Source organism: Muricoccus pecuniae (assembly GCF_014199205.1).
Classification (GTDB): domain Bacteria; phylum Pseudomonadota; class Alphaproteobacteria; order Acetobacterales; family Acetobacteraceae; genus Roseomonas; species Roseomonas pecuniae.
Genome location: NZ_JACIJD010000027.1, coordinates 19,840 through 41,275, shown reverse-complemented (window position 1 = coordinate 41,275; position 21,436 = coordinate 19,840). Strand labels below are relative to the sequence as shown.

Annotated in this window: 19 protein-coding genes and 3 pseudogenes; 8 read left to right on the top strand and 14 right to left on the bottom strand. The window is 66.3% G+C overall.

The genetic code is table 11. The annotated features are described in order from the left end of the window. Positions 1-254 precede the first annotated feature (254 nt). The 5 genes and pseudogenes from FHS87_RS20240 to FHS87_RS20220 all read left to right on the top strand — a co-directional run. The gene (locus tag FHS87_RS20240; RefSeq protein ID WP_073140120.1) at positions 255-1,010 is read left to right on the top strand and encodes a ParA family protein; all 756 of its coding nucleotides are present in this window, start codon (positions 255-257) and stop codon (positions 1,008-1,010) included. A 1,918-nt stretch (positions 1,011-2,928) separates the two neighbouring features. After that, positions 2,929-3,401 (top strand): annotated as a pseudogene (locus FHS87_RS20235) (IS5 family transposase); the annotation flags it as partial. Further along, a complete protein-coding gene (locus tag FHS87_RS20230) occupies positions 3,317-3,874 on the top strand; it encodes an IS5 family transposase (RefSeq protein ID WP_073140126.1) in 558 nt (185 codons plus the stop codon). The pseudogene FHS87_RS20235 and the gene FHS87_RS20230, both read left to right, overlap by 85 nt. Positions 3,875-4,485: 611 nt before the next feature. Continuing rightward, positions 4,486-5,433 carry a replication protein RepA gene (locus FHS87_RS20225; protein ID WP_073140129.1) on the top strand — a complete coding sequence of 316 codons (948 nt, stop codon included), beginning with the start codon at positions 4,486-4,488 and terminating at the stop codon, positions 5,431-5,433. Positions 5,434-5,478: 45 nt separating this feature from the next. Continuing rightward, positions 5,479-6,054: pseudogene (locus FHS87_RS20220) on the top strand (IS66 family transposase); the annotation flags it as partial. A 221-nt stretch (positions 6,055-6,275) separates the two neighbouring features. On the opposite strand, the gene FHS87_RS20215 reads toward FHS87_RS20220, so the two are convergent. From FHS87_RS20215 to FHS87_RS20185, 7 genes are all read right to left on the bottom strand, one after another. After that, complete coding sequence (locus FHS87_RS20215; RefSeq protein WP_184521139.1) at positions 6,276-6,641, bottom strand: helix-turn-helix domain-containing protein; 366 nt, start codon at positions 6,639-6,641, stop codon at positions 6,276-6,278. 128 nt (positions 6,642-6,769) lie between these two features. After that, the gene (locus tag FHS87_RS20210; protein ID WP_073140138.1) at positions 6,770-7,042 is read right to left on the bottom strand and encodes a hypothetical protein; all 273 of its coding nucleotides are present in this window, start codon (positions 7,040-7,042) and stop codon (positions 6,770-6,772) included. 70 nt (positions 7,043-7,112) lie between these two features. Then, positions 7,113-7,988 (bottom strand): DUF932 domain-containing protein, encoded by an 876-nt coding sequence (locus tag FHS87_RS20205; RefSeq protein WP_075822449.1) that lies wholly within the window; start codon positions 7,986-7,988, stop codon positions 7,113-7,115. 185 nt (positions 7,989-8,173) lie between these two features. Then, complete coding sequence (locus FHS87_RS20200) at positions 8,174-8,419, bottom strand: hypothetical protein (protein ID WP_073140705.1); 246 nt, start codon at positions 8,417-8,419, stop codon at positions 8,174-8,176. Positions 8,420-8,471: 52 nt separating this feature from the next. Beyond that, positions 8,472-8,639 carry a hypothetical protein gene (locus FHS87_RS20195; protein WP_171979083.1) on the bottom strand — a complete coding sequence of 56 codons (168 nt, stop codon included), beginning with the start codon at positions 8,637-8,639 and terminating at the stop codon, positions 8,472-8,474. A gap of 24 nt (positions 8,640-8,663) precedes the next feature. Next, positions 8,664-9,218, bottom strand: coding sequence for a hypothetical protein (locus tag FHS87_RS20190; RefSeq protein WP_073140702.1), 555 nt, complete (start codon positions 9,216-9,218; stop codon positions 8,664-8,666). A 68-nt stretch (positions 9,219-9,286) separates the two neighbouring features. Next, positions 9,287-10,222 (bottom strand): DEAD/DEAH box helicase family protein, encoded by a 936-nt coding sequence (locus FHS87_RS20185; RefSeq protein ID WP_083755604.1) that lies wholly within the window; start codon positions 10,220-10,222, stop codon positions 9,287-9,289. A gap of 777 nt (positions 10,223-10,999) precedes the next feature. On the opposite strand from FHS87_RS20185, the gene FHS87_RS20180 reads away from it, so the two are divergent. From FHS87_RS20180 to FHS87_RS20170, 3 genes are read left to right on the top strand one after another with little or no spacing between them, the layout of a single operon-like run. Next, entirely contained in the window at positions 11,000-11,311 is a 312-nt protein-coding gene (locus FHS87_RS20180; protein ID WP_073140700.1) for a hypothetical protein, read from the top strand. 12 nt (positions 11,312-11,323) lie between these two features. Beyond that, positions 11,324-15,964 carry a MobF family relaxase gene (gene mobF / locus FHS87_RS20175; protein WP_184521138.1) on the top strand — a complete coding sequence of 1,547 codons (4,641 nt, stop codon included), beginning with the start codon at positions 11,324-11,326 and terminating at the stop codon, positions 15,962-15,964. Positions 15,965-15,992: 28 nt separating this feature from the next. After that, complete coding sequence (locus FHS87_RS20170; RefSeq protein WP_184521137.1) at positions 15,993-16,778, top strand: abortive infection family protein; 786 nt, start codon at positions 15,993-15,995, stop codon at positions 16,776-16,778. Positions 16,779-16,875: 97 nt separating this feature from the next. On the opposite strand, the gene dgt is transcribed toward FHS87_RS20170, so the two are convergent. The 7 genes and pseudogenes from dgt to FHS87_RS20135 form a co-directional block, all read right to left on the bottom strand. Further along, a complete protein-coding gene (gene dgt / locus FHS87_RS20165) occupies positions 16,876-18,204 on the bottom strand; it encodes a dGTP triphosphohydrolase (protein ID WP_216348643.1) in 1,329 nt (442 codons plus the stop codon). Positions 18,205-18,241: 37 nt separating this feature from the next. Beyond that, positions 18,242-18,403 (bottom strand): hypothetical protein, encoded by a 162-nt coding sequence (locus FHS87_RS20160; protein WP_171979089.1) that lies wholly within the window; start codon positions 18,401-18,403, stop codon positions 18,242-18,244. A 174-nt stretch (positions 18,404-18,577) separates the two neighbouring features. Continuing rightward, positions 18,578-18,985 (bottom strand): annotated as a pseudogene (locus tag FHS87_RS23950) (transposase); the annotation flags it as partial. Beyond that, complete coding sequence (locus FHS87_RS24680) at positions 18,895-19,245, bottom strand: transposase (protein ID WP_073140494.1); 351 nt, start codon at positions 19,243-19,245, stop codon at positions 18,895-18,897. The pseudogene FHS87_RS23950 and the gene FHS87_RS24680, both read right to left, overlap by 91 nt. 56 nt (positions 19,246-19,301) lie before the next feature. Further along, complete coding sequence (locus FHS87_RS20145) at positions 19,302-20,456, bottom strand: helix-turn-helix domain-containing protein (RefSeq protein ID WP_184521136.1); 1,155 nt, start codon at positions 20,454-20,456, stop codon at positions 19,302-19,304. After that, the gene (locus FHS87_RS20140; RefSeq protein ID WP_073140489.1) at positions 20,453-21,118 is read right to left on the bottom strand and encodes a hypothetical protein; all 666 of its coding nucleotides are present in this window, start codon (positions 21,116-21,118) and stop codon (positions 20,453-20,455) included. Before FHS87_RS20140 ends, FHS87_RS20145 begins: the two co-directional genes overlap by 4 nt. Before the next feature lie 75 nt (positions 21,119-21,193). Beyond that, entirely contained in the window at positions 21,194-21,418 is a 225-nt protein-coding gene (locus FHS87_RS20135) for a hypothetical protein (protein WP_139281455.1), read from the bottom strand. Between the last annotated feature and the right edge of the window lie 18 nt (positions 21,419-21,436).

The following is a 21,436-nucleotide window of genomic DNA, read 5'->3' as shown; positions in this document are numbered from 1 at the left end:
AGGGCCGTATTGCGAGGGTGGGTGTTCGTCCGAGGGACCCGCCAGAGAACTCTAGACTGGGTTTGGAGGGGCGTGCACCCGCGGAGATTTCAGACTCGCTAGGGGCTCGGAATCGCCTGATCCCCGATCACTGAAGCATGCCGCGCCACTGCGCCCCCGTGCCAGCACGTCATATGGCGCAATGGCCGCCTCGCACATTGATCGTGTGGCCGCGGTGCGCTACGGCACGTGGGTCATTCTGTCCGGAGGCCGCCATGCTCGTCGTCAGTGTCCTTGCCCGGAAAGGCGGAACCGGGAAGTCGACCGCCGTTCGCTGTCTTGCGGTCGAGGCATTGAAGGCGGGCCGCCGAGTGGTCGTGATCGACGCAGACCCACAGCCCACATGCTTCCGCTGGGGCCAGCGCCGGGCTGCAGCGGGGATCCCGGTCCCGCTGGTGGTCGTTCCGGCGCCCGGAGGCCTCGCCGCGCAGATCGAAGGCTTCCGTGCCCAGGGCGTCGACCTCATCCTTGTGGATACGCCTCCGACGGCAACGCCCGCCGTCAACGCGGCGCTGGACTCCTCGACCGGCGCCCTGGTCGTCACCCGGCCGAACCCGGAGGACCTCGAGAGCGTGCAGGAGAGCCTCCGCGTGGCGAGTGCCCAGAAGCGGCGCACCGGCGTCATCCTGTGGCAATCGCCACCCGACAAGCGCGTCCGTGCGGTTGCCCTGGCCCGAGAAGCCCTCGTGGCCATGGGCGCTGATGTCTGTCCCACGGCCGTCTCAGCCTCGATCAGCTACCCGTATGCTTATGCAGAGGGCCTGACACCGCAGGAGCGTGAGCCGGAAGGTCGAGCGCGTGCAGAGCTGGCGGAGGTGTGGGGGTGGCTTCAGCGCTCTGGCATCATGGCCATTGGGCCATATGACGGTGGAGCTTCGAAGGTGCCGGACCAGGATGCTGGCACGCAAGCCGACGGGACGGCTAAGCGGGTTCGGGCCAAGACGTCCAGCAGGAAGGAGCTGGTCGCGTGAGCAAGCGTCCGGGAGCCCCTGTTTCATACGCAGCGTCGCTGATGGTCGAGCCACCGCGGGTCGCTTCACCCCCGTCGGCTGCACCGTCGCTGACTCCCGCACACAGGGCAGTTGGCGAGCCGGAGATGGTGCAAGTTAGGGGGCGCCGGCCTCTGGAGGATGCCGCCGATCCCTCTGTCGTCTACCTGCATCCGGCCGGCAAGAAGGCCCTGCGCCTCTACGCGGTAGAGCGGGGCGTGAAGGTCCACGACCTTCTCCTCGAGGCCATAGAGAGCTGGGCTTCCCAGAAAGGATTAGCCGGGCCTTGGCGCGTCCCGTCCTCTGGCCCGCCACGACGCCGCCGCGGGTAAGAAGCTGAAGGGGAGGCGAGGGGAGGGGAGAGGGCCCGGTGGTCATATGGCAACATGACCACGGGGTCACCTTGCCGGATAGCCTACATCTCCCGGAAGTCGGCCATCTGCCTGCCCGGTAGGGCGAGGCCCCGATGCTGGTGCACGCACCGACCAGAGCGGTCGGGAGTGGAGGCCGTTGATCCTTGAGCCGGCGGCCGGCTTGGAATGCACTGGCGGCAGCCGGCAAACCGATCGCGGAACTTGTCGGGGCAGGCATCAAACGCCCTGGCTTGGTCGCCAGATACACGATGAACAGCACCACCGAACTTGCCACGGACGGCCTGCCCCCTCCGTCGTCTACCTGCATCCGGCCGCTAAGAAGGCCTTGGGCCTCTAACGCAGTCGAGCGGGGCTCGAAGATCCACGACCCTCTCCCCGAGGCGATAGGGAGTTGGGCTTCCCAGAAAGGGTTGGCCGGGCCCTGGCGCGTGCCGCCGTCGCGCCCGCCACGACGCCGCCGCGGGTAAGAAGCGGAAGGGAAGGAGAGGGCCCAGTGGTCATATGGCGACATGACCGTTCGGTCATCTGTTCCGTTGGCCACGGGCCAAATGGTGGACGTTCTTACCTTCTCTTAAGCGGCTGAAACCCTCTGGCGAGCCACGAGCCGACCAGAGCGCTGATCCATCGATCGCCGCTGACGGTGGAGCAGGCAGCGGCTGCGACCGCCGGCTTGAAATGTTCGGCAGCAGCGGGCCGTCCCACTCCGTTTCAATCGCTTCACCGCTCGCGAGGTCGCGGAATTTGGCCCGGCAGGCATCAAGCGCGCCTGGCTTGGTCGCAGATCTACCCATGGTCAGCTCCACGGACCTCGCCCTCAGAGCAAGGGAGCTTACCTCCGGAGGACGCGGCGGATCCCGCCGTCGTCCACCTGCACCCGCCGGCAAGAAGGGGCCGCGCCCCGACGCGCTTGAGCGGGGCGTATAGGTCCGCGACCTTTTCGAACTGCGCTTCCAGAAAGGACCGGCCAAGCCCTGGTTCGTGACGTCGTGGGGCCCGACACGGCGATGCCGCGGGTAAAGAGGGAATGGCAGGGGAGGGGGAGGGGGCCGCGTGGTCATATGGCAACATGACCACTCGGCCAGCCAAGGATCCGGTGCTATCGGCGGTGGGCAGTGCTGCCTGTTTCGGGGGAGCCACGGCCGATGCTGAATCACGGGCCACCAAACTGCTGTCCGGCGGTGGTCCTGACGGTGGAGCACGTGCCGGTTGCGGAGCCAGGAACCGAATGACGGCAGCCTTCCGGGGGGTTCTGACGACCCCAGGCCGGTAACCTTCAGGTGCGACCGCCGCGGCTTAGCGACACCAACTTGGGGCAACTCCGACGTCTCGCACCGCCGTGGCGTTCCCTCTTAGATCCAGCTCTCGAGCAGCCTGATCTCCCAGGGAGGGGCGTCGGAGTGCACCTCGGCGCATTTCGTTGAGATCAGGTCGGGACCGCCTGAGCCGAGAGCCTAGGCTCAGGACCCGTTAATCGGGGCTATGCGCTGAGTGGATTGGCTGATTCCATGGCGGCCGGAGGTGCTGCCATGGCTGACCTGTTTTGGCTCACGAAGGCTCAGGTGCGGCGGATCACGCCCTACTTCCCGCTCTCGCACGGGGTACCGCGGGTGGACGACCAGCGGGTCGTCAGCGGCATCCTCCACGTCATCCGTAACGGGCTGCGCTGGCGTGACGCCCCGGCCGAGTACGGGCCGCACAAGACGCTCTACAACCGCTTCATCCGCTGGAGCCGCCTAGGCGTGTTCAACCGCATCTTCGCCGGGCTTGCCGGGCGCAAAGGCGAACCGGACCGGCTGATGATCGACGCCACCCACCTCAAGGCGCACCGCACGGCCGCAAGTCTGCTCAAAAAGGGGCTGTTCCCCGCCGTATCGGGCGTACCAAAGGCGGCCTGAACTCCAAGCTCCATGCCGTCTGCGACGGTCGGGGCCGCCCCGTGGTCCTGCTCCTCTCCGAAGGGCAGATGAGCGACCACAAGGGAGCGGCCCTGAACCTCGACAGCTCGCATGTGAAAGCCCACCGCTCGGCGGCTGGCGGAAAAGGGGGGAGTGGACGCAAGCGGTCGGGCGCTCGCGTGGCGGTCGCACCTCGAAAATCCATTGCCTGGCCGATGATCGTGGCCGACCGCTCGCCTTCGCGCTGACGCCCGGCAACGTCGCCGACATCACCATGGCCCTGCCGCTGCTCCAGGCCGTGGCACGCCCCCGGCGTCTTCTCGCTGACAAGGCCTATGACGCCGAAAGCCTCCGCCGCTGGCTGAAAGACAGGCGCATCAAGGCCGTTATCCCGTCCACCGCCACCCGCACCGTGCCCTACCCACTCGACCACCGTGCCTACAAGCGCCGCAACGTCATTGAGCGCCTGTTCTGCCGCCTCAAGAACTGGCGAAGGCTGGCCACCCGCTACGACCGCCTCGCGCGAAACTACCTCGCCAGTCTCGCCCTCGTCGCTGCCGTCAGCGAGTGGACCTGAATGAGTCCCCTACCTAGTGCTTAGCAGCCTGGTCCGAACGGGCATGCATCAGGGATCTGCCCAGATGCAGCGCGGCGAATGTGACGTGGGGGGTCGATCAGGTGAGCTGGCGATGCCCTCTCGAAACCCTCACGAGAGCGGCGGACCGGAACCTCCTGAACAGCCAGATGGCGGAAGCGTCGGAATAAGCCGGGGCACCCATGCGCGTCGTGACCAAGGTCCAACCTCCGCGCCGCGTGACCAAAGTCCAAGGCCGGGCTCCTCCGTGACCAACGTCCAAGCGCTGTTACCTTCAAACCCTGCACTTCCGAGTCGTGGAGTCGCTGGTCCACCCTCGCGCTAGCGAAATCCACAGCCTGGGCCGGCCAGGAATTGGACCTTGGTCATACCGGCTTGGATACTGGTCATCCGAGGCGCCGGAGCCGAGACAGTGGCCCGCGTTAGGAAACAAGCACTTACCCCGGTTGTTCCTTTGGACCTCGGTCATGACTCAAGTAGAAGAATCTACAACTAGCTTTTCCAGTAGCTTCGATGACCAAGGTCCAAGGGCTCCATTCCCCGCCGGTTGGTGCAAAGGTCCTCCTTGTGAATGAAGGTGCGGGAGTGGCGCTTTGCGTGAGGTCCAGGAGGCTAGAAAGCTCGTAGAGGAGCATGGCAGGCTTGGTGCCATCGCCCGCTCAGACAGCCGTGGCCTCGTGGAGATCGTCGCCGCTTACGGAGCCGATGAGGAAGTCGGCATCCCGAGTTTTCTCTATTCGGGATGGGCCATGACGGCTCTCCCCCATTCCAAGATCCCGGACGATGAGGCCTGGAGGCTCGAGAACGGGCAGGTTGTCCTACTCGTAGAGCCCGGACGACGGGCAGCTCCTGGGAAAGCGGACGAATGGGTGGGGGTGCCGTACGGCCCGACCGCCCGACTCATCCTGATCTACCTCCAGACAGAAGCGTTGAGGACAGGCAGCCGCAGCGTCGAACTTGGCGGAAGCATGAACGCTTGGTTCAAGCGCCTCGACAAGAAGGCTGGTGGCAACTCCTACAACCTGGTTCGGCAGCAAGCGGAGCGGATTGCGACGTGTCGCCTCACTTTCCACAGCGAACGGAACGGCGTCCGTGCGGTACGGAACCAGTCGATCGTCGAGGAAGGGCTACTGTTTAGCGCCTCCGCGACCCACGACGAGCGCCAGTCGAGCATGTTCAGCGAAGGCGTCGTGCTCAGCGAAGGCTTCTTCAACAGCCTGAGGGAACACGCCGTTCCTCTTGAGGAGCGGGCGATACGTCACATCAGCCACTCCTCGATGGCGATCGATGTATATTGCTGGCTCGCCTACAGGCTCCATTCCATACGCCGCCCAACTCCAATCCCCTGGCCTGCCCTCCACCGGCAGTTCGGGCCCTCCTACGGAGCATTAGGAGCCTTCAAGCGGGCGTTCCTGAGCAAGGTCTTGCCCGCAGCACTGGCTGTCTATCCGGAGGCCGCGGAGAAAGGGGTGGAGGTGACCGACAAGGGGCTGATCCTCCGATACACACCGCCACCGATCGCCCCCAAGAGTCTCGCCTGACCGGGGATCGGGCCACGCGGACCGCGGATCCAGCGGGGCGGCCCCGGCGTGACGCTGGCGTTCTGCTGGAGCCATGTGCGTCGCGAGTTCTACGACCTGGCCCGGAAGAAGACGGCACCGATCGCGGCGGAGGCGCTGGAGCGGATCGCCGCCCTCTACGCCGTCGGGCCGAGATCCGCGGCCAGATACCCGAGCAGCGACGGACCACGCGGCAGGCCAGGAGCCGGCCACTGGTCGAGGACCTGTTCGCCTTGCTGGAGCAGCGGCTGGCACGCCTGCCCGGTGGCAGCCCCACGGCAGGCGCGATCCGCTACGCCCTGAACCGCGGTGCGGGATTCCAAAGGTTCCTCGAGGACGGTCGAGTGGACATGAACTCCAACACCGTCGAGCGCGCCATCCGCCCCGTGGTCCTCAGCTGGAAGAACGCCCTGTTTGCCAGCGGCGATGACGGCGGGCGCCGCACGGCTGACCTCGCCTCCCTGGTCGAGGCGTGCAAGCTGAACAGTGTCGACCCGCAGCGCTGCCTCACCGACCTGCTGACCCGCCTTGCCGATGGCTGGCCCAACAGCCGCATCGACGATGCTAATGCCCTGGTACTGGGCCAACGTGAAAGCTGACTGAGCGTCCATCGAACCCAGCAAGGGTCTGTAGCTCTCGCTTACGGTGGAGCAGACACCTAAAGCAGACCCTGAACAGCCTTTTTCCACCCAACCCGGCGCAGCTTGGCAACTCGGAGCGAACGGCAGGCCGGCGAAGCCGGCTGAGCGCGCGATGGACGATGCGGCGCCCCGGCGACGTGGTATCAGGCGGCTACGGGCCGGTTGGTGGCGTGCTCGCGATGGCTATGGGGAATCCGTCCCGTCACTCTGCTTCGTCCACCCGGGGGGGTGCGGAGCCGCGGCATGCGCTTCCGCGACCCGGCGCAGGGCTTCGGCCTCGTCATCTGACAGCGGCCGGATGCCGCGAGGGTAGCGCACCCACTCCCCCCGGTCGCAGCCCATGCGCTCCGCGATCTCGCGCAGCTCAGGCGACAGCGGCGCGTGTGCTGCCGCCAGCCCTTCCAGCCAGGCGGCGAAGCCGGGATGAACCGGCCGGCGGCCGTTAGCCATCTGGCGCACGGCGCCCGGATCGCAGCCGAGGCGACGGGCGGCGCCTCGCCGGGTCCAGCCGATCAGGTCTAGGCACTGGTTGAATCGATCGGGCGACATGCGGTGGGTAATGGCCCGGCGGCGGGGCCTGCCGCAACGCAGAAGGCCGCCCGGAGGCGGCCAGCGGCGGAGCGCGGAGCGGGACAGCGGGGGTGGGCCGAAGCCCGCCGGCACCACCTGCAACGCGGTCACGACGAGGCCCCGGTGGCGCCTGGCGCAGAACGATAGGGCGGAATCGCCGCAGCGGCGCGCACGGCCGCGCGCAGATTCAGCATGGCCAGCAACAGCGCCTCGCTTTCGGCGTCGATGAGGTTGCGAATGATGGCGCGGCCGGTGCCGTCCTCGATCACGGCCAGGAGGTAGGCGGGATCTTCTGAGCTGGTGCCGAGCGCCAGGCCGTTGCCGGCATCGTCGTTGAGGATGAGCGGAAGGCCCAGGATGGGCAGGGCGTGGCGATCCATGGTGCGGAGCTTTCGACGGGGTGGAGCAGGAGGGGAAGGAGGGGCGGTGACGGCTCCCCGCCCCGGCCCGTCAGGCGGCGCCCTTGAGGGCCGCCATGCGCTCGCCCAGCATCCACAGCGCGCGGTTGAGCTTGACGTCCTGGTCGATGCCCGTGACCTCGCGCGAGGTGACGCGGCGCGGTCGGTTGTTGCCGTCCCTGCCCCACGCCTGGAGGCCGCCGCGGATGGTATTTTCCTGCACCCGGTTAAAGGTGGTCCACAGATCGTCCAGGGCGTCCGCGACCCGGCGGGGGCGTAGGAACTGATCCGCCTGGATCGGAGTGGACACGTTGCCTTCCTCGTCGCCGAAGCGCAGCACGCGGGCCGCATCCGCGAGAGCGTGCTGTTCGTCCCGGTTGAGAGTGACGCCGGTCCAGGCGTCAGCCGCCTCGATAGCTTGGCGCGAGGCGTCCAGAACCTCGAAGCTGCCTTCGATCACCTGGCGCACCACGTCGCCTTTGTGCGGCACCTTCACTGAGCGTTCCGGCCCGTCCGACACCACCATCCCATTCAGGCAGGCGAGGCGGAACACGCCCGCGGTGACGTGGTAGGCGCTGGTTCCGTCGTGCGAGTTGATGAGCACGACCTCGGGGAAGGTCATGCCGAGGCGGCGCGGCTGGTTGGCCTGGCCCTCGTGGCGGAAGCGGATGAGGTGCTTGGTGTGGCCGCTGCGTTCGGCGTCGCGCGGGCGGGTCTGACGGGCCAGCACGGGGGCGAAGCCCTCGCGCCGTAGGCCTGCGATCACGTCCGCGGTCGGGATGTAGGCGTAGCGCGCGGAGCGGGAGGAATGGGCCTCGGTCGCGAAGGCGGACGGGGCGAGCTGCATCAGCTCTCCGTCGGACAGCGGGCTGGCGCCCATCGCGGCGCGGGTAGAGCCGAAGGAACGAGAGGAACGGAAGAACGACATTGGAGAGCGCCTTTGCTCTAGCCACCGAGGCATTGCGTCTCGGCTGAAAGGGACATTACACCCCCTTCCCCCTGCCGTCAACATTTTAAAAGTTTAAAAGTCATAAATCTGGTCGCGAGTTCGTGAGGTGTTGGGAGAGCCAGCGCCGGGCCGCTCCGCGGCCGGGGTATCTCGCCCGCGCACGATCAGGCGCCCGGTCTATAAGGAAACTTCGCTTCCAGCAGCTCCATGATCACGGCTTGCGCGGTGACGGTGCGGCCGGTCGCGGCGGTGCGCCTGGCGCCTTCCTCAACGAGTTGTGCGAGCTGGCCGCGAGGGATGCGGAGCGTGACTTGCACGGTGTCGCCGGGCGAGGGCCGGCCGGGGCGACGCTTGGCAGCGGGCGCGTCGTCCGCATCGTGCGGAACGGACGCGGCAGCGGTGCGGGGCATGTGGGCAAACCTTCTGCAAAGCCCTTCCCGTTAACTTCGAAACTTTAAAACTTCAACTGCCGGCGTCCAGGGCAAGGCGGATGCTGAACAGGCACGCGAAGGCCGCGACGGTGGGGATCCCCGTGACGGATGCGAGCAGCCGTCGCAGCGGCCCGCGGCCGAGAAAGATCACGGCCAGCAGCAGGCGAAGAACCAAGGCGCCGAAGCGCCACAGCGCCATGAAATTCTGACACCGTGGGACGCCTCACGAGCGCGGCCCGGTCGGCGCCACCGGGGGCGGCGCCTCATCCAGCCATAGCGGCACGGCGCAGGCTCGCCGGCCGGTCGGGTCGGCCCACACCGAGCGCCCCTCGCACCGCGCCAGCAGGCCCACCAGGTCGTTGCGGCGGATCGCGTCGGCCCAGGCTTGGGCCGAGGTGGACCCTTCCGACAACGCGGCGCGGATCACGCCCGAGGCGGCGCGCACTTCCGCCGCTTCCTTGGACCGTCCCCACAGATACCCTCCGCCGAGCGTGGCCAGCAGCAGCACCGCGGCGCCGACACCCGAGACCACCGCGAGCCGGCGGGACTGCCCGGCCGCCAGACGCACGAAGTCGGCCCGGCACGCCTGCACGAGCTGGCGCGTCATCTCGGCCCGTGCCTTGGCGTCCAGCGGTTCCCGACTGGCTTCCATGCGGGCCTGTAGCGCGACCATGGCGCCCAGGCTGGACGACAGCCCAGCCAGCACCGGGGCGAGCGGGTCCCGCTCTACCCTGGCGGTTTCGGCCGCGGCTTCCAGATCGGCGCGAGCCTGGCGCATTGCCTCCCCCACGTCGGGGAGCTGCGCGCCCTCGCCAGGAGGGCCGGCCGGCGTCGGCGCCGCGGCGCTCACGGAAACCAGGAGCGGATCGGCGCCAGCGCCTGATCCATGCTCGCCATCCACTTGCGGACGCGAGAGCGGTTGAGCGGGCCGAGCGGCCCGACAGGCGCGCGGCCCTGCGGTTCCTGGCCGTCGCGCGCCAGGCTGAACGAGAGCCGCTTGGCCTCGATCTCGTTGGCCACGGTCGCGTCCAGCCGCGGCATCCAGATCGGCACCGCCCCGCGCGCCACGGCCTCGCGGAACGCGGAGTGATTGAGGACCCAGCCGAACGCTTCTTCCCGCGACTGCGTGGGGGACACCAAGCCCTCGTTGAGGATCAGCGCCGTCGCCGCCGGCGCAAACACCTTCTTCTCGAAGGAGGCGAGGGAGGAGAGATCGTCCACGCGCGGGCCGAGGGTGTAGATCGCGACTGGCGACACACCGGCTTCCTCCATTACGTCGCCCAGGTCGGGCGCATCGTCCAGCAGCCGGCTGAGGCTGGTATCGCCGCCGCCCAGGTCCAGCAGCGCCGAACGCTTCTCCTCCATCGCGAATCGAAGCAGCTCTTCCAGCCATGCCGCGACACTGGCGGCCTCGTTGGTGGGCGGCTGGTCAACGCCGTCCACGAAGGCGGCCAGGGAGCGGTTCTGTGGGTCCAGGGCGGCCGCCAAGACCTCGCTGCCGGTCGCGGCGGCGGCTTCGAGGATGTAGCGCAGCAGGGTGGTCTTGCCCGACCGCCCCGGGCCACTGACGAACCACACCTTGGGCTTCCCGGTCAGGTCGAGGATCGGCCCGGAAGGTGTCAGGGACGAGGCCGCCGCATCGAGCGCGGAGGGGGGCAGGCCGATGGTGGCTTCCGGGGCGTCAAAGCTGCGCTTGCGCTGGAACAGGCGGACGATGCTCGCGCCACCCTCGGCCGCGGGAGGAGCATCGGCGCCGGGAATGGCGGTCGGCTTAGTGGCCATGTTCGGTTCCTTCCAAGTCATTGCCTAAGCCGAGCAATGCCGAACTTCGGCTTAGCTGGCGGATTGACCCCCTCCGACAGGTTCACGGGTGAGTTGTCGGGCGCGGGTGGGCGAGGGGGGATAGGCGAAGGCGTCGTCGTGAGAGGCTGTGGCAACGCGGCAGACGCAGGAGGGGCGGCCGGTGCCGGCGTCGGCGCAGGAGAGGGCACCACGGAGGCGGGGATGGCCCCGGCAAGATTGCGAGCCTGAGCCCGCTTCACGTCTGCCCGGACACGCCACCATGTTTTGCGGGTGCGCTCCGGGGTGGCCGGCTTTCCGGTGCTGTCCGTGATGCCCAGGGATGCGAACTCGGCCGCCAGGGCAGGCCAGTTTGGGCGAACCTTCCCAAACTGCGCGGCTAGGTTCTCGTGATGCTGGCGCATCCATTGGTAGAGCCGAGAGCGCGAAGAACCCTGGTCCGCGGCCCGCAGCACCCGAGCTAGAGCGTCCTCATCGTCAGGCATGCCGGGCCGGCCATCCTAAGATCGTTGCCGCCTGCATCATGCCAAACGTCCCTAGAAGCGTCCACTGCTCTGTCCCTTTTTGATATCCGAAGCATCCCCAAATTTTCCTCTGGTGTCCCCAAAACGTCCCAAGGCGTCCTCTATGGCGTCCTCAAAGGGGCAGGGGAGGGGAAGAGAAGTCTTCTACAGACCAATGCACCCTAGAAGGTGCTGGTCTCATCCCCAGCGGAGATGGTTCATTGGCGCCCGACCACCCGACGCCGAGGAAGCCGCCATGTCAGACGCCATCACCGCCGAGCTGGCCCGCCTCCGGGACACCGTTGAGACGCTGACCCAAGGGCTGCGGATGATGGTGGAGACACAGGCCACCCACACCGAAATGCTGCAAGCCATCCTTGAGGCGGCGACCGAGGAAGCCGGCGAGAGCCCGCTGCCGGGCTTGCTGACGCAGATCGTGGAACGCCTCGACGAGCAGACTGGAATCCTGCACCGCATCGAGGCTGCGGCCGACGGTGGGCCGGTCGAGGATGCCCAGGACGACGAGCGCCACGCCGGCCGGCGGCCGGGGCCGCCGTCGCGTCAGTAGCAGGCCCGGCCGGTGCTGACCTTCCGCAAGGGCGCGGCCACCGTCACCCCTGGCGGTGCGCGGGCGATGGCAGACCACCTGATGGAAGAAACCCTCTCGCCCGAAGCCGTGGCGATGGGGGACTACTATACCCGGAACCGGGCGGCCGAGCTGGGGGCCGGGCCGGGACCGGGCGGCGAGGCAGGACCGGAGGCGCCGAACCGGGGCACTCGGCCGCAGCCGCGGCGAGACATGCACCCCGGTCTGGCGGCGGCGCTGGGATTGGACCCGCACGGCACGCCGACCGTGGAGCAGGTCAGTCAGATCCTCGCCGGTCGGCGGGCGGACGGCGCCGAGCTGGCGACGAACGAGGCCGCGACCACGCGCAGCGTCAGCTACATCGACCTGTGCTTCTCCGCCCCCAAGAGTGTCAGCCTGGCGTGGGCGTTCGCCCCGACCGAGGCCGAGCGGGCGACCATCCTCCAAGCGCACCGGGACGCGGTTGACGCCTCGCTGCGCTACGTCGCCCGGGAAATCGGCCAGGTCCGCCGCGGCAAGGCCGGCAGCGGAGGCACCGAGGCCGGGCACATCGCGTGGATCGGCTTCGAGCACTTCACCGCCCGCCCGACCGCGAGCGTGGTCGTCACCGACCAGAGGACGGGCGAGGACCGCACCGAGTTCTTCACCCTCCGCATGGAGCGCGATCCCTCGGGGGCAGGGGACCCCCAGCTCCACACCCATTGCGCGGTGCCCAACCTGGTCCTGACGGACGGCGGGCACCTCGGCGCCCTGGACCTCAACCCGACCCGGACGCGCATCCACGAGTTCGGCGCCTTCTACCAGGCGCAGGTCGCGGCGAACCTGCGCCGCGTCGGGGTGGAGGTAGAGTTGGAGGAGCGCACCGGCATGGCCCGCCTGTCGGCGATCCCGGAGGCGGTGTGCGAGGCGTTCAGCAAGCGCACCCGCGACGGCACCGAGGCGGCGCGCGAGGAAGCGGCAAAGCGCGGTCTCGATTGGGACGCCATGACGCCGGACATGCAGGTGGACTTTCTCAAAGGCGGCACAAAGGCGGCCCGCAAGAGCAAGGCGGACGACCTCAGCGATTTTGCCGCCTGGCGCGGCCAGGCCGCGGCCATCGGCTGGCAGCACCGTGGCGTCGTGGCGCCGCAGCGCCAGGCCACCGAGGCGCCACGGGAGCAGAGCCGGGCGGCCCGCCTGGAAGCCGGCTACGAGGCGGCCTTGCCCTTCCTCGAAGCCGAGTTCTCCCGCGCCTCCGTGCTCAACGGGGCGGACCTGCGCGCCGCGGCGGCCCGCGCCCTGATCGCCGCCGGCATCACGCCAGGGGCGGACGGCGGCCGGGCCGATGTGGACGCCCTGACGCGGGCCATGCGCGAGCGCGGCGTGCGCCAGGATGGCCACCTTACGGGGCTGGTGTGGGGCCGCGACGGCGAGCGCGACGAGGTGAAGGTGACGACGGCGCTGCACGTCGCCCAGGAGGGCGAAGCCGTGGCCCTGGCCAAGGCCGCCGCGGCAGACCGCAGCCGCGCCCTGTCCCCCGCCGCCCTCGCTGCCGCCGTGGAGCGCAGCGGCCTGGACTTTGCGGACGAGCACGGCCAGGCGCAGCACGCTGCCATGGTGCGCCTTGGCACGGGCGGTGCCGTAGGGGTGGCGGTGGGCGTGGCCGGGTCGGGTAAGACCGCCCTGTTGCGCCCGCTGGTGGATGCCTGGAAGTCCCAGGGGGACAACGTGGTGGGCGTGGCGATTGCCTGGCGTCAAGCCGAGCCGCTGAAGGAGGCCGGCGTGGGTAGCGTCGCCGCGCTGACCGGCTTCCTGCACGGGGTCAGAGCCGGCCGCATCTCGGTCGGGCCGCGGACGGTGGTGGTGGTGGACGAGCTGGGGCAGGTGGGCGCCCGGCAGATGCTGGAGCTGCTGCGGCTGCGCCAGGAGCACGGCTTCCGCATCGTCGCCGTGGGCGACGACAAGCAATGCCAGGGCATCGAGGCCGGGCCGGTGGTCAACCTGATGCGCCGGGCGCTGGGGTCAGAGGCGGTGCCGGAAATCCTCACCACGCGCCGGCAGCGCACGGAGCGCAAGCGCGAGATCGCCGGGCTGTTCCGCGACGGCAAGGCGGCCGAGGCGCTGGCCATGAAGCGCGAGGACGGCACGGCCGAGGCGGTGCCGGGCGGCTACGACGACGCCGTGCGCCGGGTGGCCGAGCTATGGCGGCAGCGGCGCGAGGCGAACGCCGGCGATGCGGGATTCTCGATCAGCGTCACGGCGCCGACGAACGCCGACGCCCGCGCCGTGGCCTTGGCGCTGCGCGAGGAGCGCCGAGCGATGGGCGAGCTGGGGGCCGATCTGTTCAGCATCCGCGCGACCGACCAGGCCGGCGCCACATACAACCTGACCTTGGCGCCGGGCGACCGGGTGCGGCTGTTCGACCGGCTCAACGCCCGCTTCCTTGACGGCGGCCGGGGCAACATCGGCAACAACGGCAGCGTGCTCGAAGTGCGCGAGGTGAACGCGGACGGGATCGTGCTGCGGACGGCCGGGGGCCGCGACGGGGCGGTGTCGTGGGACAGTCTGGCGGACAAGAAGAACGGCCGCACGCGGCTGGCGCCGGGCGACGTGCTGACCATCGACGCCGCCCAGGGCATCACCAGCCGCGAGCACATCAACGCCATGCCGGCGGGATCGGCGGGGGTGCAGGGCTTCAAGGGCTACACGGCCGAGAGCCGGCACAAGGATTCCGCCTGGCTCATCACCTCGGACGGGGCGGAGCGGCGCGAGGTGATGGCCCGACGCGCCCTGGGCGATGCTCGTCCGGTGGGTGCGGCCGATGTGTGGGAGAACGTGGCGCGGAATCTGGCACGGCAGCCGGCGAAGGCGTCAGCGCTCGACTTCATGGACCGCGCCCGCGACGTGGGCCGCACCGCGGCGCACGCCATGCAGTCCGGTTTCCGGCGAGCCGAGGCACGTGAGGTGGCGGGAGAGCCACGGACGACCCTGGGGGCACACCTCCGCGATCGTCGCGACGGCCGGGCGGTGGGGCAGGCGGTGGAACGGCTGCGGCAGGCGCTCGATGCCCGCTGGCAGGCGGTGCGCGAGCTGGCCGACCGGCTGCGGCGAGCCGGCGGAACCGTTCTGCAGGAGGGCGGAGGCGAGGAGCAGCGGCCGGCCGAGGGCGAGGCCAAGGCGGTGCGCGACCGGGCGCGGGACAACCAGGCCCGTAGCCGAACGGCGGCCGAACGGCACCGGGCGCCGCGGCCGAAGCAGGCCAGCCCGGCACAGCCGGTGGACGCGGCGGCCTACTGGCGGCGCACGGCGGCCGGAGCGAAGGGAGCACCGCGGCCGAGCGTGCGGCGGGCGGCGCAGCGCAAGCGCGAGGAGGGCGCCGTGGCCGTAGTGGCGGACCGCTTGGCGCTGGCCCTGGGCGAGCGCGGGGCGGTGCTGGCGGGGATGGAGCAGGGCAGGGGCCAGAAGCCCGCCCAGGCGACCCAGCCGTGCCAGGACCGCGACGCGGCGCAGGCCTCCGCCAGACCCGCGGCGCCTTCCCAGGCCAACCCGGCGCCATCCCCGGTCATTCCCCGGGCCTCCCCGCGAGCTTCCGCAGCTTCGGGGCGGCGCGCGGCGCCGCGCTTCACCGAGGCCGACGCCGCGGTGGACTTCGCCGTGGCGCTGCATCAGGCGGGGTTGCGCGTGAGCGGGCCGGTGGAGATGGACGGGCGGATGCACCGGGTTGCCGTGGAGGGGGACCGGAAGGGGCAGAAGTCGGGAACCTACGTCGGGCATCTGGACGGCTGGCCGGCGGGCTACATCCGCAACCACAAGACCGGAACCGAGATCCGCTGGAAGGCCGAGCGGCCCGTGGTGCAGATGGCGCCGGCCGAGCGGGCGGCGTTCGCGGCCAAGGCGGCGGCAAAGTCCGCGGAGCGGGCGCGGGAGCGCCACGACACCCAGGAGCGGGCGGCCAGGATGGCGCACCGGCTATGGGCGGCGGCGGCGCCGGCGACCTCGCACCCCTACCTCGCGGCCAAGGGGGTGCGAGCGCACGGGCTACGGCAGGACCGGCGCGGCCGGCTGCTGGTGCCGGTGCAAGGACCGGACGGGCGGCTATGGGGCCTTCAGCGAGTGGATGTGAACGGGTCCAAGCTGTTCCTGAAAGGCGCCAGGACCGAGGGCGGGCACGCGCTGATCGGCGACCGGCCGAGGCCGGGGGCGCCGCTGCTGGTGGCCGAGGGCTACGCCACGGCGGCGACGCTGCACGAGGCGACCGGCCTGCCGGTGGCCGTGGCCTTCAACGCGGCAAACCTGGCGGCCGTGGCGAAGGCGTACCGGGCGGCCGACCCGTCGCGGCCCATCGTCATCGCGGGCGACAACGACCACCACCTGCCGAGGCGGGCGGTGCCGCTGCCGAACGTGGGGAAGGAGAAGGCGGAGGCCGCCGCGGCGGCCGTGGGGGGAGCTGCGGCGGTGCCGTCCTTTCCGGCCGGCGACCGCGGCAGCGATTGGAACGACTTGGCGCGACGCCAGGGACACCAGCCCATCGCCACGGCGGTACAAAACGTTTTGAGCCATTTACAAACAGCGCAGCTCAACAAAACCGCAATGGCTCAAAACGCTGCTACCGAGAAAACTACAAAGCAGGGGCGTGCTTCCGGTCCCAGAATGTAGGCAACGAATAATCCAAGGGGAGGTGCATTTGAGCTTGCCGCCGTGGGGTGCTGGTGATGAGGAATCTCTAATCGACAAAGTGACTAGGTTGCAAAACGGATTGGTCGCTAGAGCAACTGGAGGCAACTTTGACGATGACGAATATAAGCAGCTTCGGGACGAGCTGACCCGCAATCCAATGACGGCGGGAAAGCTGCCTGCCTTTGTTCGGCCCTGTCGGGATACAAGCCAATTCTGGCCTTACATTCAAATAGAGCACGCGCAGTATCAGGGAAGACGGGTCCACATTTGGGACGCTTTCCGGCCATTGCTGGACCAGCTCGAAGCCCAGGAAAATTCACCCGGCACAGAGCCCATAACAGAGGCGTTGGAAGTCCTCGATGCAGAGCACGTTGCTGTGGCCTGGACAAAGGCGCTTGAGCGCCGCACCGATGATCCAGATGGCGCAATTACAGCAGCGCGGACGATGCTTGAGACTGTTTGCAAGCACATCCTTGACGATGCTGAGAAGGCGTATCCTGATGACGTGGACTTGCCGCGGCTTTGGGGAATGACCGCAGAGCTGTTGAACCTGGCGCCGAACCAGCATCAAGAGCCGGTGTTCAAAGCCATACTTGGTAATGCTCAGGCTGTTGTGGGAAATCTTGCTGCCATCCGCAACAAGGCGGGTGACGCACATGGACAGGGCCGAACAGGTATTCGTGCTCAACCCCGTCACGCTGAATTAGCGGTCAACCTAGCCGGAACAATGGCCTCTTTCTTGGTTTCAACTTGGCAGCATCGTTCCAAGAAAACGGCTGATTGGTTTAGTTGACGCGCTTGGCGCTGCTACCGTTGTGGAATGGGGTCGTCAAATCGGTGCAGGGAACGGGTCAATTTGTGCTTTGGAAGGGGGCTAAGTGATTGATGGCCTAGATTGGCTTAAACATGCTTTGCGGCCCATCCGAGTGCAGACGGCCATAGAACTCCATCGCATATCGATCGGTCATGCCAGCCACAAAGTCGCATATAAGTCTCATTTCCGTGTCCATGTCACCGCCGCACAGGTAGTACTGATCTCTAACATCATCAGGCATAAGTAGGTGTCCCTTGGGGCCGGCCAAGGCTTTGAATATGCCCATTACCACTTCGTATCCGCGGTATTCAGGGAGTTTGACCCTCGAAGAGAAAATGGTAGCTAAGTAAGTATACTGTTTCAGCACCTCCACTCTAAGTTTTGCCTCCGCCGACAGATGAACCTTAGACATTGCCGGACAGTCGGCATTGTACGTCAAAGTTACCGATCCGATGGCCTCTTTAACCAACTGAGACGACAGCTGTGTGCGAAAATAGCCAGACTTTGCCAGCTGATCATATGCGTTGTATTGATCAATAAACTTCTCTAAATCGCCCTTATCGCCTACTCTCTGGTTGGGATCAGTAAAAATCTCAACAAATACGGCCATTGCCTCAACCGCGGTAACATTCTTCTGAAGCTCGTCGCTAACCTTCTTCGCCACATCATTCATCAATCGCGGCGGAGAGGACAAAATTGCAGCGGGCGTTAAAAATCCTGCTTTAAGTGAATCCTCAAGATCGTACGTCGAATATGCAATATCGTCCGCTATATCCATAATCGCACACTCGACGGTCTTAAACTCACCGTCTGGGACCACGTACGAACCCAAGACATGCTTCTTTATCTCAGAAACAATCTCGCGCTCGCTCTGATAATACCCCTTTGAAAGTTTTGCGCCCTCGGGTCGCGCTCTGGGGATCAGCGAATCATACTTGAGGATTGATGCAAGGGTTCTATAGCAAAGATCAAGGCCATATGGGACATTATTGGCGTCCCTAGCTTTACGCTCAAGTTTAGTGACGATCCGAAGCGTCTGTGCATTGCCTTCAAATCCACCATGCGAGTGCATGGCGTGATCAAGGGCGCGCTCACCATTGTGTCCAAACGGAGGATGACCGAGATCGTGTATGAGGCTAGCTGCAGCGCAGAGGCGCGTATCGATGCGCTGCCTTGCATCCATCTTTTTCAATTCTGGATGCTCAGTATTCAGCCTATCGGCAATTCCTTCCGCAATCTGCGCTACTTCGAGCGAATGCGTTAGCCGATTACGGAAGAAGTCAGATTCATGCCCAGGGAAAACCTGCGTTTTACCTTGCAAACGCCTAAAGCTGGGTGAATGGATGATCCTGCCGTAATCGCGGAAGAACGATGGACGCCACTCCTCATCGTCCTTTTTGGACAAAGATCGCCTGAAATCATCCTTTTGGTAAAACAAGCCCCTATCGCTCAGAATTGGCTCCAGAAGCCTCGCCCTCTTTCTTCGCCTCCGCTGTTCCCTGAAGGCGAACCTTTTCAGCCTGCATCCGAATGACTTGCTTCAAGAGCGTGTCCTGCTTTTCCACAAAGCGGAAAGCGTCATTAACGGCTGCATAGCCTGACATAGAACGGCTCCCGTCTGGCGCGTACAATGAGCGCGCATCTAACTCGATTCGGCAACTCTCTGCGAGTCTGCCTTAACGAATGGCGTACTCCGCATCGCATAGCGCGCTTCGGTCAACGCGCCTAGTCGGGCTGGGTTAGAGCACTCGCCGCTCAACTTCTCGGGGAGCGCGCATCTAGCCGCGCTGCCAGTACCCAGCCCACACCCGAGACACCGGGTATCGTAGCGCTGCGCCGGTCGCGCGCTGGCGCAGCACCCCGTTCGGCTGACGGCGAGTGTCCTCGCGCCATGCAATCTCGCCCGCGTAGGCAGCGAGGTATCGTCCGCTGATGTGGTAATGCTGCCCCCACTCGGCGCGGCGCAAGCGGGCGAAGTAGCTGTCCGCCTGGTTGGTGCAGGCGGCGTTGAGGCTGAATGCGACGAAGTGGTTGATCCGACGCAGGTTGTAGAAGGCGTGCAGGACGTCCCAGCCGCCCGCCTCATCGGCATGAATCACGGAACCCGGCGCGATATGCTGGCGGGCAAGCGCCACACCGTCCGCCTCGCGCGCCACGACGAACGGCAGGGTACGCCCGTCGCGCTCACGAAGGACAACCCCGGAGTGACGACGTTGGACTGGTTCTCCGAAAGGCGCCGGTCCTTGCGATCCGCCTTCTTGTTCTCTCGGCGGGTGTGGCCGCCGACATAGGCGCCGTCGATCTCCACCACGCCGGAAAGTGTGGCATCGGACCGGTTCGAGGGAGAGAAGCGAACCCCAATGGCGGCTAACCTCCGCGTGCTGAGGCAGACGCTGGAAGCCGCCGGGGTGCGACCAGTGTTCTCGGGCGATATCCCAATCGGCATAGACGCCTCTCCAGAGACCTAGCCCGGAGGCGGGCGGGGTTCCCCGCCCGCCCACCTTACGACGATAATAGCGTGAGTGACGGACCAACCGGAGCCAAAGCCGCTGGCAGTTCGCCGCATAGCCTCTGCACCATCTCCAACGAAAAGCCGTTCTCAGATTCTAAGCCAGAGGGGGGCAGCGCCCCACGATCAACGAGCATCTTGATCGCCTTGAGCAGCATCTTTGGCTGTTCCATCGGGATTTCCCGATCCAGAGGCTCCTCTCTAAGCCATCGGTTCTTAGTGACGGTTTTCCGAAATAAGACGTACTGACTGTCGTCAATCGCGCCTAGCACCTTAGCGTAATGTGCAATCGCCTGCATCGACATGCCCCACCGGCGCTTAAGCCCCTGTAGGTGCGCTGCACGGGTCGAATAGAACTCAATCAGAAACATATTACGCGGAAACAGGAACTCGCTGGCGAACCGATGCGCCTCCTCCTCCAACCGGTCGCGGATGCGCTTGTCATTCAGATCCTCCTGCGCCGCGCCATGGTGGAGGATGATGTGTCCAACCTCATGGGCCGCATCGAATCTGGAACGACAAGCGGATTCCTTATCTGATCCGAGTAGAATCAGAGGTCGGCCGTCGACCCAGCATGAGAAGGCATCGATTTTATCCGACCCCATCTCATAGCGGCTAACGATGATGCCGTTCGTTTCCAGTAATGCTATGACATTGGCAATCGGGCCGTCACCCAGCCCCCAAAGGCGGCGGGTCGCGGTAGCAATTTGTGCGATTTCCTCGTCCGAGTAGGAAGTCGCGCCCGGCGAACGATCTACCGAAGGCAACTTCACTTCGGGCAAACGCACGAGCTTGCCAATGCGGTCTACCACCTCCCACAGCCACTTGGTCTTTACGTCCAACGACGCATTAAGCTTGTTGCTCTTGGGACCGATGCTGCGGAAGAACCGCGTGCCAGTGGTGGCTGGCATGGGCCGCCCCTCGCGCAGGAAGAACGTGACGGGCTGCCTAAGCGCGGCCGCGATCGAGAGCAGCTTTTCCATGTCGGGCCTACGCGCGCCCGTCTCGTAATAGCCAATTGCTTGGCCTGTCAGCCCAACAGCACGCCCCAGCTCGTCGCGCGACGCTTGGAGCGCAACCCGAGCCTCAATAAGCCGTGCGGGAGCAAAACCACGCACCCGATCCGGAAAGGAAACTACGTTCGTCATCGATCCAGCTTGTTATCACGTAAAAACTTCTCAAGGTCCTCAAGCGGCTCAAGATCAGGGGCCTCGGTGGGACCCTCGCGCTTGTCGTCGCGCTCGTCCGTGCCGCCGATCACCTGCGGCATATCGACAAAGTTTTCGGTTCGATACAGCAGTCGATCCTTAGTCGGATGTGGGAAGCCGATGTTGACAAAGTTGAGGTCCTGATACCCGTGCAGGATCAGCAGATGGCGAAGTCTGTCCGAACGCTCCGCCTCGTCATTCCATTCCGGCCACAGATACCGCGTATTGTTCAGGCCAAAGTTCTCACGAAACTTGGCGTGACGAGGCTTCGACGAAGGCTCCGAAACTTGGTTGACCGTGATACGTGACCGCGGGCTGTGCAGCACGAGATGCTTGCCGGTCGGAGACGCATATTCTTCCCACTTCGGCTCGAACGGCAAGCTGCCGCTCCGTGCTAACTTGAAGAGCTGTAGCTCGACAGCCTTCACGATGAGCTGGCCGCGCTGAAACAGGCCGCTCGGGGTCATCAGGAAATCCGCCTGCTCCATGAATGTGTCCACAGTTGCGTAGGCGAGACGCATGGCCGGCGGCAGGAAGGCACGGAATCGAACCGGAAACTCGCCATCCACGAACCGCTCAACCGGGTTGTCGGCCTCCGTCATGTCGGATCCTGTTGATTTTTGCGCTAATCAACAGAAGGCGACTTTTCGGGAAAAAAGTCAACAGCCCGTAGCGGCTCAACCCGCGCCTCGCTGACCCGTGAGGTCTCGTTGCTGCTTAATGCCGGCGCATCCCTGCACGCGCAGGGCATTGACCACCTGTTCAGCCTCCACGTTCCGACCGTCACGGCCGGTGACTACTGCCGTGCATTGGGGCACGGGTTGAGGCGCCCGCGCCGAGGCAGGCAGGATGCCGAAGCCATAGACAGCGGCCAGGCCGGATGCAGACAGAACGAGCTTCATAAGGTAATTTCCTTGTCT